Annotated in this window: 16 protein-coding genes; 8 read left to right on the top strand and 8 right to left on the bottom strand. The window is 52.2% G+C overall.

Annotation, left to right across the window (positions count from 1 at the left end; genetic code table 11):
• Positions 1–215 precede the first annotated feature (215 nt).
• The 4 genes from CFF01_RS06660 (at position 216) to CFF01_RS06645 (ending at position 6,658) form a co-directional block, all read left to right on the top strand.
• Entirely contained in the window at positions 216–2,177 is a 1,962-nt protein-coding gene (locus CFF01_RS06660; RefSeq protein ID WP_088904285.1) for an OmcA/MtrC family decaheme c-type cytochrome, read from the top strand.
• 81 nt (positions 2,178–2,258) lie between these two features.
• Positions 2,259–3,245, top strand: a complete 987-nt coding sequence (locus tag CFF01_RS06655) for a DmsE family decaheme c-type cytochrome (RefSeq protein WP_088904284.1) — start codon at positions 2,259–2,261, stop codon at positions 3,243–3,245.
• A gap of 12 nt (positions 3,246–3,257) precedes the next feature.
• Positions 3,258–5,357 (top strand): MtrB/PioB family decaheme-associated outer membrane protein, encoded by a 2,100-nt coding sequence (locus CFF01_RS06650; RefSeq protein ID WP_088904283.1) that lies wholly within the window; start codon positions 3,258–3,260, stop codon positions 5,355–5,357.
• A 137-nt stretch (positions 5,358–5,494) separates the two neighbouring features.
• Complete coding sequence (locus tag CFF01_RS06645; protein WP_088904282.1) at positions 5,495–6,658, top strand: sugar diacid recognition domain-containing protein; 1,164 nt, start codon at positions 5,495–5,497, stop codon at positions 6,656–6,658.
• 6 nt (positions 6,659–6,664) lie between these two features.
• Here the strand turns inward: CFF01_RS06645 and CFF01_RS06640 are convergent, their stop codons facing one another.
• Together CFF01_RS06640 and CFF01_RS06635 are read right to left on the bottom strand one after the other, a co-directional pair.
• Entirely contained in the window at positions 6,665–8,344 is a 1,680-nt protein-coding gene (locus CFF01_RS06640; protein WP_088904281.1) for a pseudouridine synthase, read from the bottom strand.
• A gap of 344 nt (positions 8,345–8,688) precedes the next feature.
• On the bottom strand, positions 8,689–9,660 hold the full coding sequence (locus CFF01_RS06635) for a TDT family transporter (protein WP_088905896.1): 972 nt from the start codon (positions 9,658–9,660) through the stop codon (positions 8,689–8,691).
• A 731-nt stretch (positions 9,661–10,391) separates the two neighbouring features.
• Here CFF01_RS06635 and CFF01_RS06630 point away from each other — a divergent pair.
• From CFF01_RS06630 to panP, 4 genes are all read left to right on the top strand, one after another.
• Positions 10,392–11,195, top strand: a complete 804-nt coding sequence (locus tag CFF01_RS06630; protein ID WP_088904280.1) for a gamma-glutamyl-gamma-aminobutyrate hydrolase family protein — start codon at positions 10,392–10,394, stop codon at positions 11,193–11,195.
• Positions 11,196–11,430: 235 nt separating this feature from the next.
• Positions 11,431–12,789, top strand: coding sequence for a GntP family permease (locus CFF01_RS06625; RefSeq protein ID WP_033537645.1), 1,359 nt, complete (start codon positions 11,431–11,433; stop codon positions 12,787–12,789).
• 92 nt (positions 12,790–12,881) lie between these two features.
• On the top strand, positions 12,882–14,027 hold the full coding sequence (locus CFF01_RS06620; RefSeq protein ID WP_088904279.1) for a glycerate kinase: 1,146 nt from the start codon (positions 12,882–12,884) through the stop codon (positions 14,025–14,027).
• Between the two features lie 201 nt (positions 14,028–14,228).
• Positions 14,229–15,869: a pyridoxal-dependent aspartate 1-decarboxylase PanP gene (gene panP, locus CFF01_RS06615; protein WP_088904278.1), complete on the top strand. Its 1,641-nt coding sequence runs from the start codon at positions 14,229–14,231 to the stop codon at positions 15,867–15,869.
• An 18-nt stretch (positions 15,870–15,887) separates the two neighbouring features.
• Here panP and CFF01_RS06610 read toward each other — a convergent pair whose 3' ends face one another.
• The 6 genes from CFF01_RS06610 to CFF01_RS06585 form a co-directional block, all read right to left on the bottom strand.
• Positions 15,888–16,274 (bottom strand): thiol-disulfide oxidoreductase DCC family protein, encoded by a 387-nt coding sequence (locus CFF01_RS06610; RefSeq protein WP_198387138.1) that lies wholly within the window; start codon positions 16,272–16,274, stop codon positions 15,888–15,890.
• Between the two features lie 203 nt (positions 16,275–16,477).
• On the bottom strand, positions 16,478–17,164 hold the full coding sequence (locus tag CFF01_RS06605; protein WP_088904276.1) for a helix-turn-helix transcriptional regulator: 687 nt from the start codon (positions 17,162–17,164) through the stop codon (positions 16,478–16,480).
• A gap of 94 nt (positions 17,165–17,258) precedes the next feature.
• Positions 17,259–17,723, bottom strand: coding sequence for a GyrI-like domain-containing protein (locus tag CFF01_RS06600; protein ID WP_088904275.1), 465 nt, complete (start codon positions 17,721–17,723; stop codon positions 17,259–17,261).
• 146 nt (positions 17,724–17,869) lie between these two features.
• Positions 17,870–18,259 (bottom strand): VOC family protein, encoded by a 390-nt coding sequence (locus CFF01_RS06595; RefSeq protein ID WP_198387154.1) that lies wholly within the window; start codon positions 18,257–18,259, stop codon positions 17,870–17,872.
• A 177-nt stretch (positions 18,260–18,436) separates the two neighbouring features.
• Positions 18,437–20,191 carry a phospho-sugar mutase gene (locus CFF01_RS06590; RefSeq protein WP_088904273.1) on the bottom strand — a complete coding sequence of 585 codons (1,755 nt, stop codon included), beginning with the start codon at positions 20,189–20,191 and terminating at the stop codon, positions 18,437–18,439.
• Between the two features lie 176 nt (positions 20,192–20,367).
• Positions 20,368–21,273 (bottom strand): GGDEF domain-containing protein, encoded by a 906-nt coding sequence (locus CFF01_RS06585; RefSeq protein ID WP_033537638.1) that lies wholly within the window; start codon positions 21,271–21,273, stop codon positions 20,368–20,370.
• Positions 21,274–21,334: the final 61 nt, after the last annotated feature.

The following is a 21,334-nucleotide window of genomic DNA, read 5'->3' as shown; positions in this document are numbered from 1 at the left end:
GCCTTTATCAGCCCTCAAACCTACCCCTTTAGAAATAGAAAGATCTGGGTCACACATTAGACTCAGTCAGGCAGATTTTAGCCGTCTGTTACGTTAGCATTTCCTTGGGGATTTCTATTTCCAGCATTGACTTAGGTCGCACAACTTATAAACGAGAATCGGCGCTATTAACAGGCCATGCACTTAAGACGATGCCAAACCTATGCAGGGAAAAAATGATGAACGTACAACACAATAAATTTAAGCTGCTTCTCGCAGCAGGTGCTGTCTCCATGGCTCTTACCGGTTGTGGTGGTAGCGATGGTAAAGATGGTAATCCGGGCAACCCAGGTGGCCCAGCAGCCGACGCCATTAAAGTGCTTCACCTTGATGTCACCAAGGTGGACTATGACAACGGTATTCCAACTATCACAGTCTTTGCGACCAACGAAGAAGATCTTCCTGTTATCGGTCTAAAAGATCTTGAAGTGAAAAAAGTCGTCCAACTGCTGCCACAAGGTGCAACCGGTGCCGGTAATGCCGCCGAATGGCAATTCATTGGCTCACAAAAAGCCTTTACCGATCATAAAGATGGTAACTACACCTTTACTATCGACGTGGAAGGTTACAACTCAGAGCTAACTCAGCGTTATAACGTTATTGCCAGTGCATCGACACTGCTTGATGGTGTAACTGTCGTACCACGTACTGAGATCGCAGAAGATTTCTCAGGTGAAGGCTATGAAGCCCTTTACACCAAAAATGTGGTTGATACCGCTAGCTGTAACAGCTGTCACGCCGAAGGTGAAAAGATCTATCACAGCTACACTGAAGTAGAGAGCTGTGTGTCTTGTCATACTCAAGAGATGGCAGATGACAAAGGCAAGCCACAAGTTGCCTTCGGCCATCTGGTCCACAACGTGCACAACGACGCTAAGATGTATGGTCGTAACATGGAAAAGAGCGCCGAAACAGCTCACGCCATAGTGCAAGACAACTGCCAAACCTGTCACGTGCAGTCAGAAGAGCTAACCGAGTGGGGTAACTGGTCACGCGTTCCAACCATGGAAACCTGTACTAGTTGCCACGTCAACGTCGACTTCAAAGCGGGTAAAGGTCACTCTCAGCAGAATGACAACAGCAACTGTATTGCCTGTCATAACGCAAGCTGGACTGAGGAGCTCCATACCGAAGGCTTCGCTCAGAAAAAAGCTGTGATTGATCAAATTGGTATGAATGCAACACTTGTAGCCGTTGCTGAAGATAATAGTGCGACACTCACTATCGCATTCACTGACGCGAACGGTAATGCACTAGATGTAAATGAGATTCTGCCTCAAATCGATCACCTAGAAAGCATCACTAACGTTGGCCCTAATTACCCAATCATGGGCTATAACATCAACCCAGACAACGGTGAACATAAAGTCGCTATCGATCTCATTAAAAATAATGAGTTAAGTAGTGCCGTACAAGTCGTTGATGGCTCATTGGCCGTTAACACTGGAAAATTACCGTTCGGTGAGAGTGGTTCTGATGCAGATACTGCGTTTAGCTTTATCGGTTTATCCATGTGTGCTGAAAATGGAAAACTCGTAAACTGCGGCGAAGGCGTACCAACAGTAACCATGAAAGCAGATTTAGCTCATGGCACCCTGTCTGGTGAAGCACCAAGCTACCGCCACACTGACTCTGTAAACTTTGCTTCTTGCAAAAATTGTCATGGAAGCGAGTGGCCATTAAATAGCCACACTAAGTATCACACAGGCTTTGTTTTGTCTGAACAACTTGGCCGTCCTAATGCTGATGGTGAAATGATTGTAGGCATAGACGGATGCGTCACTTGTCACACTCCTGACGGTACATACGCTAGTGGCGCTAACAAAGGTGCACTAGAGATGAAACTGCACGTGGTACATGGCGAGCAAGGTATCATCAAAGATTGTGCCCAGTGTCACAACGACTTCAACCTGGACGCTTTCAAAGCTAAGGGTGCACTAGCCACTGCTGCTGGCCAATATAGTTCACCTATCGCGGCGACTTGTACCTCATGTCACACCAGCGATAGCGTAAAGGCTCACGCCGAAAAACAAGGTGCAGTCTTCAATGACTTTAAAGAAACAGCCAGTAACGCAGTTGAAACTTGTTTCTACTGCCACGCACCTGTTATCGAAGATCACACTGCGGTGAAGATGTAATTTGCACATCTCAAATTGAAATCCGGGGGAGTCACCTCCCCCACTTTTCACGACTATTTTGTGCAAATTAGGATGCCTATTATGAAAATCATAAATCAATTCAAAAGCCTGATTCCGGCGGTGATGGCAGCAGCTGTGCTGTCGCTTGGCATAAGCCAAGGCGCCGTAGCCTCTAAGTGGGACGCTAAGATGCCCCCTGACGAGGTGGAAGCCACGCTAGACAAGAAGTTTGCCGAAGGCCAATACTCGCCTAAAGGTGCCGACTCTTGCCTTATGTGTCACGGCAAATCAGAAAAGGTCATGGATCTGTTTAAAGGCGTACACGGCGCCGCCGACTCGAGCAAAAGCCCGATGGCCGGTCTGCAGTGTGAAGCCTGCCACGGCCCTATGGGTAAGCATAACCGCGGTGGTAACGAGCCGATGATCGCCTTCGGTCCCGACTCAAGCTTGTCTGCTGAGAAGCAAAACAGCGTCTGTATGAGCTGTCACAAAGATGACAAGCGTATGGCCTGGAACGGCGGTCACCACGATAATGCCGATGTTGCCTGTGCTTCTTGTCACTCAGTTCACACAGATAAAGATCCCGTGCTCTCTAAGAACACCGAGATGGAGATCTGTACCAGCTGTCACACTAAGCAAAAAGCTGACATGAACAAGCGCTCTGCTCACCCAATGAAGTGGGCGCAGATGGTTTGTAGCGATTGTCACAACCCACACGGTACCCTGTCAGACTCGGACCTGGTTAAGCCCAGCGTTAACGAGACCTGCTACTCGTGCCACGCAGAAAAACGCGGCCCAAAGCTATGGGAACATGCTCCCGTAACTGAAAACTGTGTTAGCTGCCACAACCCGCACGGTAGCGTTAACGAGGGCATGTTGAAGACTCGCGCGCCACAACTTTGTCAGCAGTGCCACGCTAGCGATGGCCATGCCAGCAATGCTTACATGGGCAACACCGACCAAGGTACCGTGGGTGGTAACGCCTTTACCGGTGGTCGTAGCTGTCTGAACTGTCACAACCAGATCCATGGTTCAAACCATCCATCTGGCAAGCTATTCCAGCGCTAAGGAGACGAGAAGATGAAATTCAAACTCAATGTAGTCACCCTCGCCCTTATCGCTAATGCCGGTATCGTCATGCCTGGCATGGCGCTGGCCGATGGCTATGGCATTCAAAACGCCAATACCGAGAAAGTGAAGTTCGATAAGTGGGACTGTAAGCGTTGTAAAATTGAAACTGGCGTCAGCGGCACTGTAGGTGTTGGCGTGGGTTACAACGACAGCGATGATATACGCTCTGCCAACGCATTTGCCGCCGAAAATGAATTTGCCGGTAAGGTCGATGCCGATGTCAGTTACGTCAGCGAATCTGGTTACCGTGCCAGCGTAGAGGCGCAAAACCTCGGCATGGAAAACGGTTCTCTTGATCTCGAAACTGGCAAGGTAGGACAGCACAAGCTGAACATCAACTACCGTCAAATTGCCACCTACAAGACTGACAAGGCAATGAGTCCTTATCAAGGCGTAGGCGGCGACCACCTCACTCTGCCAGACAACTGGCAGACTGCGGGCTCAAGCCAGGATATGAGTGAGCTATACAACAGCCTTAACCCACTTGAACTCTCCCTCAAGCGCAAGCGCGCTGGCCTGGGCTTCGAGTATCAGGGTGAGGAGCTGTGGAGCACTTACATCACCTATGAGCGTGAAGATAAAACGGGTCTTAAGCAGGCATCAGGTAGTTTCTTCAATCAGTCTATGATGCTGGCTGAGCCTGTGGATTACACCACAGATACCGTGGAGGCAGGCGTCAAGTTCAAAGGCGATAACTGGTTTACCGCCCTGGCCTACTCAGGTTCAAGCTTTAAGAACCAGTACAGCCAGCTGACCTTTGACAATGCCTTTAATCCAACCTTCGGCGCGCAGACTCAGGGCACCATGGCGTTAGACCCAGACAACGAGGCGCACACCGTCTCGCTAATGGGCCAATACACAGCCGGTAGCACCATCATGAGCGGCCGCGTGCATTACGGTCAGATGAGCCAAGATCAGGCGCTGGTAACCTCTGGTTATGGTTATCAAACGCCAGTAGATGCCCTAGATGCTAAGGTCGATATGACTGGCGCTAACCTCAAGGTAGTGTCTCGCATCAACCGCACGGTTCGTGTTAACGCCAGCTATGACTATAGCGACCGCGATAACAAGACCAATGTGGAAGAGTGGACTCAGATCAGCATCGACTCCACCACAGGCAAAGTGGCCTACAACACCCCTTATGACTTCACGACACAAAGGGGTAAAGTAGGTGTTGACTTGCGTATCAGCCGTGGCATGAAGCTTGATGTGGGTTACGACTACCGCCGCGACGAGCGTAGCTACCAAGATCGCGAAACCACTGATGAGAACACGCTGTGGGCTAAGTACCACCTAAGCGCATTCGACAAGTGGGATATGTGGATCAAGGGTAGCTATGGCGAGCGTGATGGTTCGCAATACCAAGCCTCAGAGTGGACCTCGAATGAGTCAAACAGCCTGCTGCGCAAGTACAACCTTGCCGACCGCAAGCGCACCATGGTCGAGGCTCGTGTTAGCCACACGCCAATCGATGCGCTGACCATTGACTTTGGTGGTCGTTACGCACTGGATGACTACAACGAAACCCAAATCGGTCTCACTGAGTCAAAAGATGTCAGCTATGACATCAACCTCAGCTACCTGCTCAACGACGATATGATGGTTAACGCCTTCTACAATCGTCAGAACATTGATTCAGAGCAGGCTGGCAGCACCAACTTTGGCGCGCCAAACTGGTTTGGTTTAGTTGAAGATCAGGTCGATGTGGTTGGCGCTGGGTTCAGCTACAACAATCTGTTAGAGAAAAAACTACGTCTTGGCGTAGACTACACCTTCTCAGATTCAAGCAGCAACACTCAGGTACAACAGGGTATCACTGGTGACTATGGCGATTACTATGCCAGTGTCCACAACGTCAATTTCTATGGTCAATACCAGGCCACCGATAAGATGGCGGTTCGTCTTGACTACAAGATGGAAAAATACCAGGACAATGACCCAGGTAACAGCATAGCGCCAGATGGCATTTGGAACGTCGTCGGATTTGGTTACAACAACCACGACTACAATGCCCACCTGATCATGCTTAGCATGAGCTACAAGCTGTAATAGGCTAAAGCCTACAAAAAAACCCGCGCCTGTCGCGGGTTTTTTATTGCCATCTCGCAAAAGCGTCCAGCAAGTCTAGTGTCAGGGAAACTTTTGCCTTAAGCTCAAGGTTCAATCCCTAAGCCGTTAACATCGACTTGTTCTTTCTCGACACACAACTTGCCCAACAGATAGTCGATCGCACCATGGCGATCATCGGCCACAATATCAATGTGATGAACAGCCAAGGCGTAATCCTGGGCTCTGGCGACCCACACCGAATCGGCTCCACCCACGAAGGTGCCCTGCTGGCCATCAGTCAGAATCGCACCGTTGAGCTCAACAACGCCAGCGCAGGTAGCCTGCATGGGGTCAAGGCGGGCATCAATCTGCCGCTGCACTATCAGGGCGAGATCATCGGTGTTATCGGTATCACGGGCGAGCCTGAACACCTCAGGGCGTTTGGCCAGCTGCTGAAAATGACCGCCGAGATGATTGTCGAGCAGGCTAACTCGCTGGATGTGGCGCAATGGCGTGCTCGTCAGCAGGAGGAGTTTATCCTGCAGCTGATAAAACCTGAAGGACGGGATCTCGATCATCTCAGGATCTGGGCCAAACGACTCGATATTGATCTTGAGATGCCCAGAGTCGCCGCCGTCATTCGAATCAACGACGATACCAGCGACGAGCGTGCTAACTCTCTGCTCAAGACTGTGTTGCACCTGCTGGAAACGCCTTCAAGGGGCAACCTAATCGCCATGACCTCGATGACAGAGTTGGTGATCCTCAAACCCGCCTTTCTCGATGGCAAGTCTTGGAGCGCCGAAGCTGAGAGCCTGCGCATCGACCGCCTGCTTAAACGTCTGCCAAACGAGTTAAACACACGCCTCAAAATCGCCCTTGGCCACTACTTCCCCGATACCATGGAGATCAACCGCTCCTATCAGACGGCGCTGGAAACCCTCAATTTTGGCCAACAGTTACAACCTGAGCAGAGCAAATACCTCTATGAAGACCATGCCCTCTTGGTGATGCTCTCAGGCCTTAAGGATGACTGGCGCGGCAAACAGTTATTGACGCCGTTTCAGCGCCTGATAGACAAAGACAAGAACGCCCTGTTGCGCAAGACGCTAGCAAGTTATTTGGGACACTTTGGCGATCAGCAAGCCTGCGCCAAGTCGCTGTTTATTCACCGTAACACCTTAAGGTATCGCCTGGATAAGATAGCCCAAATCACTAAGATAGATATTCATAAGCTCGACGGCCTGTTGCAGCTCTATCTGGGGCAGGTGTTACTAAGCCGAACCCAGGATGAGCAATGAAAAGGTCTAGAAATCGGGCTCACAGCTAAAACTCACCCGCTCGCCGCTTAGCGGATGGTTAAAGGCCAGATACTGGGCATGTAGATGCAATCGGTTGGCCTTAGCACCATAGAGATCGTCACCGATAATCGGCAGCCCTAAGCCATCTTGATGAGCGCAGTGCACCCTGAGCTGATGGGTTCGGCCCGTTTTCGGAAACAGTGACAACAAGGTCGTGCCCTCTTCCCTGGCCTTTACCTGCCAATAGGTATGAGCATGTTTACCATGTTCAAAACAGACCAGCTGGCGCGGTCTGTCATCAAGGTCCACTCTCAGAGGCAACTTGATCTCCCCCGCATCGCCCTTTACTTCTCCAGCCACCTTGGCAAGATAGCGCTTCTCCACGGTGCGGCCGATGAACTGTTGTACCAACGCCTTATTGGCCTCGCTGCTCAGTGCGATCACCATCAAACCTGAGGTGGACATATCCAGGCGGTGCACTATCAGCGGTCCACTGGCCCTCGGAAAGGCCAGCTTCATGCGACTATAAACGCTATCACTGATGTTCTTGCCTGGCACAGAGAGAAACTCTGCCGGCTTGTTGATCACAGCTATCGCCTCATCCTGATAGAGAATGGGGAGCGCTTTGCCCTCAGCAGGGTTGCTCAGCAGCGGATTATCATCCAGCTCGATACCGGCAAGCATATGACCTAAAATGGGTTCGCACTTGCCCTGACAGGCACCATAGAAATGCCTATGTTGCTTCACCTCGGACTTGGGCGATGCCCCCCACCAGAACTCCGCCATCGCAATAGGTTTAAAGTGATGTTCAAAAGCAAATTGCAGCAGCTTAGGCGCGGCGCACTCCCCCGCACCGGCCGGCGGTAACCCATTAGGCAGGTGACTAAACAGGCTGTTAAGATCCTTAACCTCGCCCGCCTGATTTAAAAAGCGGTACTGGGCAAACAACTTTAGCTGCAAGGCACTGGACTGCATGGCGCGTCGCAGTTTCAAGGCGTCGAGATCAGCATTAAGGCTGGCAAGTTGGGTGGCGCGCAGCTCAATCTGACTGTCCCACTGCTCATTTAACAGCCTGAGCCTGTGCTTCTCGGCCACGCTCTCGCGACCAAGCTGTTGCTGTAATGCCTCAAAGGCCGCGGCATCAAGCTGCTCACCTGCCACACGTCTGGCCTTGCGCGACTTACGGTTGTCGATAATCTCCGCCCTAAGTTCGCCCACAGCCTGCTCTTTGGCTTCGCGCAGCGCCTTAAGTTCGCTCTGTAGCCCGCTGAGAACGGGGGATTGTTGTAAGGCCTCAAGCTCTGCCGTCAATTGATTGATGGCCAGCTGCTCGCCAAGAAAAAAGCTATCCTGGGTCAGCATGTCAAACACAGGCGGCACAAATCCCGGCAGCAGATTCTGCTCGGCGAGTTTGCCTGAAAACGCCTTGAGATAACCAAGCTCACCCTGTTCATTTTGCACCACCAAGACGCCAAACATCTTGCCAATGGCACCTTCGCGCTCGCCGCTCAGACCGAAGTTGTGCTGCCACTGCTTTTGATGCTCAAGATATTCCTGCAACTCACTTGCCGCCAGCTCACACAGCTTGTGGGGCTCATAATAGAAGGGAAAGGTAAACCGCTCAGGCAGCGCGATCCCCTCGACGGAGGCGCGAAACGGAGTGAAACATTGCTGGGCACAATACATGGCGTCTGACATCTTAAGTAAATACGACAAAAAGCCGGGGCAATGGCGCTAGAACCCCTTTCTGAAAGCGGGGATTTTACGCACTCTCGCCGGCTAAGTCATGCCGTAAAGGTCATTATTTTTGCGCATACGGACCGTTAACACTATAGGGTTTTGATTATTGCGCTGAGCGCATGGGGATTCGTTGACGTGCTGGCTTTCGCGCTATGGCTTACACAGCTAAAGCTTTTCCACAGCTATGGCTTTCACCCGGCGAGGCTTCCTTATCAGGACGGTTAACCTGCCGCCCATCAAGCAGGGCGCGTCGATACTGAACAAAACGAGACTCTAAACAGGAGGTGACACTAAGCTGTCCTTGAAACAAGGCGAGGTTGTATCAAGAGGTTATTGATGTAGCGCAGCGTGACATAACACACCACAAGGGTCGCCACCATTAACTCAAATACCGCTAACTCTCTCACCTGCTGCACATAATCAGCCTTTATCCCCTCGAGTACCATCCAGTTTGCCATCTTAAACAATGCCGTACTGCCAATCACTAAAGGGAAAGTAAACGCCGCATAGCCGGGGCTAAAGGGCAATCTCAGGAGCTTATAAAACGCCAGGTAGATAACAGCTGTCATCAGCACGGCGATGCCAAATAACAGGGCGATAATCACCGGCGATGGCGTTGTCGTAACGGTTAAATAGCCTGCCAGCGAGAGACTGGCTGGCGCCGCCAGAATCGCCATAGTGGGTTTCGCCGCATCAGGCACTTCATGGGTAAACATGAAACGATAGATCATCATGGGCAGCATCACGGCATAAGCCAACATGCCAAAGAGCAGCGCGCCCTGCGCTATCCCTGCCAGTGCCGGATTGCCTGAGAAAGAGACATCCGCAACCACAATGCCTACGGGGGGAATAAACCAACTGGGCACCAAATGGTGCAGTTCAAAGTCTTTTGCCCTGTGATATACAAAGCTCACCAGAAAGATGATGTGGAGCACCACAGCCACTAGCCACAAGGCATCACCCGCTAGCGGATAAAATTGCGCCAGGGAGTTAGACACCACCATGAGCGCCATCGCAAAGGTGGGGACGACACTGCCGACGACCGGATGAGCGAGATCTTGCCTAAGCAGAGCGTGATGAAAGAAAAACTTAACGGCCAAGACGACTAACAGCACGCTGGCAATCGCGGCGCCAGTCCACTGCCCATAGCCATGGAGCTCGGCAAAGTTTTCCCAACACCAACCTAAGCTTGCAATGCCCAGCGCCAAGCCCGCCATTGGTGTGGGTATGCCCCTTACGGCCAGCTTCATTTTATGAATCATAACAATCTCAATCAGGTGGTTTTTTATCTTCTTAGCAATGTTCGCCATCTTATCCGGCATGGATAGCAGAGCCTGTTTCTCAACAATTCAGCCCTGAGCAATTGCGTTTCAGCAGGACTCAACAGGCTTGCCTTTCAAGTCTTCCAGCCAACAGTGGGAACGGGAACATGCTCTGTCAGGTGACAGTTCGCACCAATGTTAAGGTTTATTTGGTGAAGTTATTTTGATCTAGGTCGAGGTCGGAACAAATGGTTATTGTGGTTATCAGCCCAATGGGGGGAATCTGGCATTAGCGCCTGCCCGGCAGGGCTCGTACAATCACTATTTTGGCTCGGTGAGTGAAGCAAAGCTTAGCGCTTACGAGCGAGAGGCATGGATGCCGAACTGGCAATTAAACAGGGATGTTATTCGATCGCATATATGGACACCTCGGATAGATCAAACATATAGAATCCCCCTCAATAACCAAACCAGGTCAAATCGAAGAATCATGCTCCCAGGATAAAATCTGGGATTTCACGTCTCCTCCAACCAGCCCCAAAACGTAATTAATTAAAATCAAACCGTTTGACATAATGAACACCATTAGGGCAGACTGGTGGTCGATAAATGGGCTTTGCACATTTTGCTATCCTTAAAACAAAGCCAATAGCTAAGGCCCACAGCGGCCGTATAACGCTACTCTTATGTCACGCATCGGGTGACAAATAACGCGACCAAACGGGTGATCTATGCCAATAACACAGACTACAAGTGCTAAGAAATCCAAACCTATTATCTTGATGACCATGGGCCAGCAGGACAAAAACCAACATCCGTACCAAGTGATGACCCACAAATATATGCAGCCGATTGTGGAAATAGCCAATGCTGTCCCGCTGCTCATGCCTACCTGTTTCGGCGTCGAGGACGTAGACCGATATCTGGACATGGTCGATGGAGTTTATCTCTCGGGCGCTGGCTCAAATATCGAGCCTAGCCTGTATGGACAAGAAAACCTTACCCCTGAAAAAAGCCAAGATTTGAACCGTGACATCGTCGACCTGGCAGTGATTAAAGGCGCCCTTAAGCGTAAGTTACCTATTCTGGGGATCTGCCGCGGCATGCAGGAGCTTAATATTGCACTGGGTGGCACCTTGTATCAAAAGGTCTATAGCGAACCCGGCTTTGATGATCACCGTGAAGATCCTCAGACCCCAAATCATGTGCAGTATGGACCCAGACACGCCATCAAGACGGTACCCGGCAGCTGGCTGGCCAAGTTGATTGGCGACAAGACCATGGTCAACTCCCTCCATGGCCAGGGGATCTGCACCCTAGGCAAGGGGCTCGAAGCCTTGGCTTATGGTGAAGATGGATTGATTGAGGCAATCCACGGCCCAGATTATGGCCAGTTTATCCTCGGCGTGCAGTGGCACCCTGAGTGGCAGGCCAATGAAAATCCTGACTCGGTCAAACTATTTCAAGCCTTCGGCAGTGCCTGTCGCGGCGAGGCCAGCTGGCAATCAGCCAACGACGACAAATTAACCGCCTAATCGAACAACCCCGCCCGTCGATTTGTGATCCAGACCGACTTTTATCTTCTGTTTTCGCCAATATTTGTGCAAGCGCACAAATATTGGTTACGCTCAAGTTAAATGTTAGGCAACTGGCACGAAGCCAGATTGTCTCTATCTACGGATAATGGTGCCAGCCTGAAAACCCTCTGTCCCTGCGCTAGGGGCGGGTTAACGCTAAACCAATAAATATAACCCACGACAGGGACACCCTATGAGCCTAGTATTGATCTTGATCGCCGTGATAGCCTTTATCGTTATCGCGACATCCAAATTTAAGCTTCACCCCTTCCTAACCCTCATTCTCGCCTCATTTATCGCTGCGTTTGCCTATGGCTTACCCAGCGCCGATGTGGCAAAAACCATCACCTCCGGTTTCGGCGGTATCTTAGGCTATATCGGCCTAGTTATCGTGCTGGGTACCATTATCGGTACCATACTGGAAAAGAGCGGCGCGGCGATTACCATGGCCGATGTGGTCATTAAACTGTTAGGTAAACGTTTCCCCACCCTCACCATGTCGATCATCGGTTACCTGGTCTCTATCCCGGTATTTTGCGACTCGGGCTATGTGATCCTCAACTCGCTCAAGCAGTCGATGGCCAACCGTATGAAGGTCTCCAGCGTCTCCATGAGTGTAGCCCTCGCCACGGGTCTCTATGCTACTCACACCTTCGTACCGCCAACGCCCGGCCCTATCGCCGCAGCAGGTAACCTGGGACTGGAATCTAACCTTGGCTTGGTGATTGGTGTCGGTATCTTCGTTGCCGCCGTTGCCGCACTGGCGGGTATGTTGTGGGCTAACCGCTTCGCTAATGTTGAACCCGATGGCGAAGGCGCCGAAGAGCTTAAAAACAATGTGGAAGATTTTGACAAACTGAAGGCAACCTATGGCGAGCTACCTAGCCCAGCCAAGGCCTTTGCCCCTATCTTCGTGCCGATCCTACTGATCTGTTTAGGCTCTATTGCCAAGTTCCCTTCAATGCCACTGGGCGATGGCGCGCTATTCGATACGCTGGCTTTCCTGGGTCAACCTGTGAACGCCTTGATGATTGGCCTGTTCCTCTCGCTACTTCTGCTTAAGAGTGACGATAAGATCAAAGAGTTCAGCGAGCGCATCAGCCATGGTCTGGTGGTTGCAGCCCCGATTTTGTTAATCACTGGTGCAGGTGGTGCCTTCGGTGCCGTGCTCAAAGCCACAGAGATTGGTAATTTCCTTGGCAGTTCTCTGTCGGCACTGGGTATCGGTATCTTCATGCCGTTTATCGTCGCCGCGGCACTAAAATCGGCTCAAGGCTCATCGACCGTAGCCCTGGTGGCCACCTCTGCATTGGTTGCGCCTATGCTGGGCGATATCGGCCTGGCCAGCGACATGGGCCGCGTGCTCACAGTGATGGCCATTGGCGCCGGTGCCATGACAGTCTCACACGCCAACGACAGCTTCTTCTGGGTGGTCACTCAGTTTAGCCGCATGAGCGTGAAGCAGGCCTACAAGGCACAAACCATGGCGACCCTAATCCAAGGTGTTACCGCCATGACGCTAGTCTATCTGCTGAGTCTTGTCCTACTCTAAGCTAAACTCCCCGGCGCTGAAGGGTTAATACCTTGGCGCCGGACACCCCAGATTTAATTAAACGTTACTCCCCCTTCACACAGGAAGCCTGCATGAAAATAGTCATCGCGCCCGATTCATATAAAGAAAGTTTGAGCGCCATGGAAGTCGCCACAGAGATAGCACGCGGATTTAAAGCGGTGCTACCCGATGCTGAATATATTAAGTTACCCGTGGCCGATGGCGGCGAAGGTACTGTGCAATCTATGGTCGATGCCACAGGTGGTAAACTGGTTAACCTCAAGGTCACTGGCCCACTGGGCAACCAGGTCGATGCGCACTACGGCTTACTGGGTCAAGAGATCGCTGGCCAGCGCACCGCAGTGATTGAAATGGCCTCGGCCTCGGGGCTGCACCATGTGCCTCCGGCCCTGCGCGATCCCCTAATCACCACCAGCTATGGCACAGGCGAACTTATCTGCCACGCGCTCAACAACGGCGTCACTCACCTGATCCTCGGACTCGGCGGTAGCGCCACCAACGATGGCGGCGCAGGTATGTTGCAGGCGCTCGGCGTTCACCTGCTCGATGGTCAAGGTACGCCCCTTGCCCCTGGCGGCGCAGCCCTCATCGAACTGGCCAGTATCGATCTCAGCGGCCTGCATCCACGTTTAAGTCAGGTACAGATTGAAGTTGCCTGCGATGTAAATAATCCCCTGTGCGGCGAAAAAGGCGCATCCGCCATCTTCGGGCCACAAAAAGGCGCCGATGAGATCATGGTCGCCAGACTGGATAAGGCACTGGCTCACTTTGCCGATATTACCCAGCTCGCGGGCCTTACGGAATGCCGCGAGGTACCGGGTGCAGGCGCGGCAGGCGGTATGGGTTTTGCGATGCTGGCCTATCTCAAGGCCAAGCTCAGACCCGGTATCGATATCGTGATGCAAACGGTTAAGCTGAGCGAGCAGCTCAAAGGCGCAGACTTAGTGATCACAGGCGAAGGCCGCCTCGACAGCCAAACCCTGCACGGTAAGACGCCCATGGGGGTCACCCGCGAGGCCAACAAACAGGGGATCCCGGTGATCGCCATTGCCGGCTGTGTTAGCGACGATGCCAATATACTGCTCGAACACGGCATAGAAGCTATTTTTTCAGTCACCCCAAGAGCGATGGCATTAGAACAGGTTCTGGCCAGTGCGAGCGACAACCTTTACCACTGCGCAGTGAATATCGCCCGCCTGTATCGGCTAGGTCGATAGTCCCAAAGCCAATTAAACTAAAGTGCCCAGGGACGACCCCCTTTGGTTAGTCCCTGGGCACTCTCAGGGCTTTACGCCCCTGCCGCTAGCCATTTCACTTTTCCCCCTTGATGCGGTATAAAGCTTACAGTAAAGTTAGCTCCCTTTTTCGTCCGCCTGTTTTCGATTACAAAACAGACACAAGTTAAGCGACGCGCCTCGATGACATCAAAACAGACACGACAAGCGACCGCCTCTGAAGAGGCCTTGATGCGTATTTTCACCTTGCCCGAGGCACCTAATTCGACCCTTGGCAAGATAGAGAAAAACCTGTCAGAAAACCTGATGGGATTCCTCAAAGAGAATATCGTCGCGGTCGAGAAGCCACTTAGCGAGATCGAAAAAGACTTTCAGGCCCATCAGATCCCGGCCGCTCCCAGCTTCGTCTCCGACTATGCCGAGCAGATGATGCAAACGCTGATCGCCCACAGCGTACATACTTCGGCGCCCAGCTTTATTGGCCATATGACCTCGGCACTGCCCTATTTCGTACTGCCACTGTCGAAGATGATGGTAGGGCTGAACCAAAACCTGGTGAAAATAGAAACCTCCAAGGCCTTTACGCCGCTGGAACGTCAGGTGTTGGGGATGATGCATCATATGGTCTACGGTCAGACCGAGACTTTTTATCAGAGCTGGATGCACAGCGCCAGTCACTCCCTTGGCGCCTTCTGCTCTGGTGGTACGGTCGCCAATATCACGGCCCTGTGGATCGCTCGTAACCGTCTGCTAAAACCCGATGGGGATTTCAAGGGTGTGGCACAATCAGGCCTAATGCGCGCGCTGCGCCATTATGGCTATGATGATCTGGCGATCTTAGTGTCAACGCGCGGCCACTACTCTCTCGGCAAGGCCGCTGATTTGCTCGGCATCGGCCGCGACAACATCATCAGTATTCCCTGCGCGGCGGACAACAAGGTGGATGTGGCCAAGATGCGCGAGACGGCCAAACAACTGTCCGATAAGAATATCAAGGTCATGGCGATTGTCGGCGTGGCGGGCACCACGGAAACCGGCAATATCGACCCGCTCGACGAGCTTGCAGATCTGGCCGAGCACCTTGGCTGTCATTTCCATGTAGATGCTGCCTGGGGCGGTGCCAGCCTACTGTCGAACAAGTATCGTCACCTGTTATCCGGTATCGAGCGCGCCGACTCAGTGACTATCGATGCTCATAAGCAGATGTACGTGCCCATGGGCGCCGGAATGGTGCTATTTAAAGACCCGGAATTTGCCAACGCCATCAAACACCACGCCGAATATATTCTGCGCAAGGGCTCAAAGGATTTGGGTAGCCAAACCTTAGAGGGATCCCGCCCAGGTATGGCCATGCTAGTGCACGCTTGCTTGCAGGTGATTGGACGTGACGGCTACGAGATCTTAATCAACAACAGCCTGGAAAAGGCGCGCTATTTCGGCGAGCTTATCGCTGCTCAAGATGATTTCCAGCTGGCATCTAAGCCAGAGCTTTGCCTGCTGACCTATCGCTATGTGCCCGCCAAGGTACAAGTGACACTGGAAAAGGCTGTACAAACTGGTGACACAGCGCGGGTGAGCGAGATCAACACACTGCTAGACGGCTTGACCAAGTTTATTCAGAAGCGGCAGCGCGAACAGGGAAAATCTTTTGTCTCCCGTACCCGCATCATCCCGGCCAATAATCATGGCATCACTTCGGTCGTGTTTCGTGTGGTACTGGCCAATCCACTCACCAGCAAGGAGATTTTGCAGCAGGTTCTGGATGAACAGCGCGAGATTGCCAAACTGGACGATCGTTTCTTGCCTAAGCTGATGGCACTCTGATCCTCAACTAATCTCGATTCAGTTAAGAAATCTAGCCCTGTCGACCTCTGTTGGCAGGGCGCAGGCTCTGCGACCAAAGAGGCGATAACGCCTGCTGGCAATCTGGCGATAACCCCAGTCTCTCAAGGCGCGGGGCAGCCACCTAAATAGCTTCAATAAGGGCCAGGCGCCATCGAGGTGACTCACCACCGCCAGCGCCGCTTCGCTCTGAGCCAGCACACCATCCTCATCTACCAGATAGAATGTACTGAGATCCTCAAGGTCCACGACTATGCCGTGCTCGGCCAAGATCTGCTGGGCAATATCGCTCTGAATCGAGGCAAATCGAAAACGTCGCAGTTTGTCGCGTTTAACGATAAAACGCACCGCGCCATGACACAGGTTACAGGTGCCATCGAAGATCACTAAGGGATAGATATTATCCAGCCCGGCGGCATCATGAGCGTTAATGTGCTAATTCCTCGCGTTGGCTTTTCTTTAACTCAAGCTCATCGCCCGAGTGTATCACTCCATTGTTAATAAGCGGGGCAATAGAGACAAATCGGGGTCAAGACACACGGCTTTGTGTAGTCATTGCAGCCAGAATAACCTAACCGCTGATAATACACCTAGCAGTCACCATATTGCGCCTGCATCAGGGCGATATAATCTGCCATCTCTTGGCCCGGCGTATGAGCAAAATGGCTGGCCAGCGGCAGCACGCCTGAGATGCGGTCGACTCTAAAGTTACGAAAATCGCCACGCAATTCGCACCAGGCCAATAAGGTCCAGAGCCCTTGCCAGTAATAGAGCGCCAGTGGGCGCACCCTACGCTCACTGTTACTTTGCTTGATATCTTGATAACTCAGCTGAATGTATTGCCGTTCTCTAGCGGTTTGACGCAGCAGATCGAGAAAAGTGAATAGCTGACCATCGCTGTAAAAATCAGGGGCAAACATCAAAGACTGATAAGCCTTGAGGCGCTCAGGCAACACGGCTTCGACTTTGATCATCGCCTGCTTGGCGGCGCTGGTCAGCTCATGGCCACCCTGTGCCTGCACCATACGCATCCCCACCTGAATGGCCTCCAGTTCCTGTTCGTTAAACATCAAGGGCGGCACATTGACCTCATGGCGCAGCAGATAACCAACGCCTGCTTCACCTTCGATGGGGATCCCCGACAGGCAGAGATCCTGAATATCCCGGTAGATGGTGCGGCTAGAGACCTCAAGACGCTCCGCCAGCTGCTTGGCAGTGGTGAGGCGTCTATGTCTGAGAATTTGGACGATTTGAAATAAGCGATCGGCGCGGCGCATAACTTACCTAATAATCACCGCTAGGCGCGGCCAGTGATAACGATACCAAGACTGACGAAACCGACGATATCTCGACCGGATAAGACCAACCTATCTAGACCTCGACGTGAACGCCGATATAGATATCGACGCTGTCGGTGTGAGAGTAACACTCGAAATCGGTCAGATACTGACGACGATAGGGGCATTCTAGGCGCTGAAAATAGGCCCAGATCTGCTGCCAGAGTGAGATCACCGCCTGGGGCATCTCTCCCGTGGCGCTAAAGCAGAGGTAGTTACCTCCCTCTATGGTCAGAGGCGTTAACGCCCCGCCATCACGGGCCTCAATGGTTGCAGCCTCTACCGCCACCATAAGGCTATAGTCGCCATCCATGTCATTGGCATAGTCGTAATAGACCCCATACACAGGCAACTTACCGAGGATCTGCTTACCATACTGCCCCATGAAAGCCTGCCAGAGAGGCGCAATACTTTGCGTTGCCACCTCAGACTCATTGCCATTGTTGGTGCGAACGCTCATGCCAACCACGGACTTAGGCGCGAGGTTTATCGTCTTCATCTCAATTCCTTCTGTTATATCCTTTGCATAGCTTGGATTGGATTGCATAGCTTGCAAGCGCCGCAGCGCCTGCGTTAATCCTTTAAAATTTCAATCTCTAGAGTTAAAGCATCTGAGGGTTAAGAGCCTAACTTAAGTGCGCAAATTTAGCCTTTCAGACTAGGCGCCCAGAGGCCGACGCGGTTGCCTTCGCTGTCAACTATGACACAGCTATAGCCACACTCACCTTCGTTGATGGCCATGATAGGCAGGGCGATCTCGACACCATTACGCTCCAGCCTTTCAACCATAGGCGCTAGGTGATCGCTAAGATGCAGATAGAGAATGCTACCCTCTGAACTTGGGCGCATCATATCATGCTTTACCAGAGCGATGCTGGCCGCTTGGGGCGCCTCTGTCTCTAAGATAGCCATATCCATACCAAACATCTGCTGCTCACGAAAACTCACCCTGAACTGGCTCTGATAGAAGACTTTGGCTCTCGCCATATCCGCAACGGCGATCTCGCCCCAGACCAAAGGGGCCTGCTGTAACACTTTCTGTTCTTGCATCATGCTCTCCTTAAAGGGCCAAATGCGACGCTCAACCCTGAGCGTCTCCCTCATTCGGCACTATAAAGAGCTTAAAGCCCCCCTACTGACAGCCTATTGTCAGTAGAGAACAAACATTTCATAAATAGATGACACATCATTTCAGGCGCGAGTTTCTGCTCCCTATGCATTAGGCAGCTCAGCTTGATGACGAAGGACAAACGCGTCCATGGCGGCTTCTGCCCGGCGCTGCACGGCATCTAGCCCCTCCTGCTCGCCAAAAGATTCGACCAGCTCGTAATAGCACTTCACCTTAGGCTCTGTGCCCGAGGGGCGAACGATCACTCTAGCTCCTCCTTCTAAACGATAGATAAGTACGTCACTGCGAGGCAGGTCAATCGTTTCTTCTCGTCCGTCGGCAAAGCGGCGCACGCCCAGGCTAATATCATCCACCGACACCAGTTTACGTCCCGCGACCTCAACAGGGTTCAGCGCTCTTAACTGCTCACCTATGCTAGGCGCACCGGGCTCGCCGCTCAGCGCTATACTCACCTGGCGGTTGAGGTAGTAACCATATTGGCGATAGATGCTCTCCAGTCTGTCCCAGAGTGTTTCGCCTTTGGCGACAAGCTCGGCGGTTAACTGCACAAAAGCCACCAGCGCGGAAAGACCATCTTTATCCCACACCATGCTACCAACCGTGTACCCCAGCGCCTCTTCGTAGGCGAACAAAAAGCGGTTGTGCTGGGTTTGTTTGCTCATGCCCACATTGGTGAGCCATTTAAAACCTGTCAGCGTGGTCTGACAATCGGCCTTCATCGACTGGCAGATGGATGATAAGAGACTGGAGGAGACGATAGTGCAGCAGAGCAGACGCTGATCGTCTCTGGCATGGGAGAGCAGATAGTGACCCAGTAATACCCCCACCTGGTCCCCAGTTAGCATCTGATAAGCCTCAGTCGATGGCATCTCTGGCGTGGCGCTTGGTTTACGCACCGCCACCGCAAAGCGATCGGCGTCCGGGTCATTGGCACAGGCCAACATGGCACCATGTTGATGGGCCTCGGCCATCACCAAATCCATGGCGCCAGCCTCCTCAGGATTGGGGAAGTTGACCGTGGGGAAATCTCCATCTGGCTCACGCTGGGCCGCCACAGAATAGACCTGTGTGACCCCGATATCCTTAAGCAGGCTCTCGGCCATCTCGGCGCCGACCCCATGCATGGCGGTATAGGCCAGACTCACCATCTCAGGATGGGTATGGTTTTGCAGCACCTCGGCGTTTAACACACCTTGACGATAAGCCTGATAGAAATCGGCTTCCAGCATCACCAGCTTGCCGCTCTCTAGGCCATCTGCCAGCGGCAACATATCTACAGGCGTATTGGCCGCCAGCTCGATACGCGCGGCAATACCAGTATCATGGGGCGGAATGATCTGCGCGCCATTGCCCCAATACACCTTATAGCCATTATATTGCGGCGGGTTATGACTAGCAGTCACCACTATGCCGGCCGCAGCGCCCAAGTGCAGCACGCCAAAGGCCACCAGCGGAGTCGGCGCCACCGCACTGGTGAGAAACACCTTAAAACCAGCGGCGGTGAGCACGCTTGCAGTATCTTCGGCAAACTGTTTGGAATCATGGCGACCATCGTAGCCGACGATCACCCCGCGACTGACGGCATTGTCCACCTGCGCCTTAAGATATTCGGCAACGCCTTTAGACGTCTGTTGCACCACTAAACGGTTCATCCGCATGGGACCGGCTCCCACCACGCCGCGAATGCCCGCGGTACCGAAGGTAAGTCGTCCAGCGAACCTGGCGGCCAGCTCCTCGTGTGCCCCGCTATCCACCAAGGTCTGGATCTCGGCGCGACTGCTTGCATCGCTATCGAGACTCAACCAATGTTTTATCTTTGCCTGTAACTGTGTGTGCATAATGCCTCCGCTGCGCTTGCTTCCTCTTAACAGTATGTCTGTCAGCAAGGCTTAACAAGTGAATTTGCATTAAAGATTCATTATATAAACTATAGAAGAAAGGTGCGGATGCCCCAATCAAAACAACCTCTTTGAGCGGCGCGCTTAGGATAATCAACGCACCCAAGGGTCGTCTTTTAAGGTGTGAAAATTAGCTGATTTTTACCTTGGGTTTTCGCCTGATACAGAGCCATATCGGCACGCTTTAGGGTGTCTTGGTAAGAGGCGTCTTTAGCATTGATCCCTGTCATCCCCATACTGATGGTGGCACTCGGGCAATCTTCGGCCAATGCCGCCAGCGCCTGATTGAAATGCTGATGCAAGCCCTCGACCATAGTCATCGCCTGATTCGGCATCAAGCCTGGCAGCATCACAATAAACTCGTCACCACCAAAACGGTAAGCATAATCAGTTTTGCGAAACTCACGGCGACAGATCTCGGCAACCGCCAGGATATTTTCGTCCCCCTTGTGATGGCCTTTAGCATCATTTATCTGCTTCAGGTTATCGATATCCAACATCAAGACGGTGGTGGGCATCTGTTGACGGGTAAAATTATCGAAGTGAATAGAAATATCGCGTTCGAGCCTGCGCCGATTAAACAAACCGGTCAGCTGATCGGTATCGCTCATCTCTCTAAGCTTAAGCTCCAGATCATGACGTTTAGAGATATTGCTGGCGACCCATAAAACCACTTCCTCGCCATCAACAAGAAAATCAAGTGCCTGAATCCGCCCCTCAAACCAGATAGGTTCTGTAGGCCCTTCATCGGGCAGCCCTTTTACATCCTTATTGCTCAGCTCATACTCTTCAATAAGCAAACGACGGCTGGAGAGCGCCCTGTCTATGATTTGCAAAAACCAGGCAGCCTTGGCAGGTTTAATCACATCTTGCAGCCGGACGCCTATCAAACCACGACCATCGTGGTAATAGCGGGCGTCACTGCCGCCAAATACGGCCACGTATTTACCACTGCTCGATAGTATAAAGGCGGGATCAGGAAGGGCCTCAAGTACAGCCACCATCTGCTCATTTGCGATCATAACCGCTCCAATATTGAAGTCTTTATACTGGTATTTGACGCCAAATTAATGACAATTGCCA

The sequence above is a fragment of the Shewanella marisflavi genome (assembly GCF_002215585.1).
GTDB lineage: Bacteria > Pseudomonadota > Gammaproteobacteria > Enterobacterales > Shewanellaceae > Shewanella > Shewanella marisflavi.
This window is presented reverse-complemented; position numbering and strand designations above follow the sequence as displayed.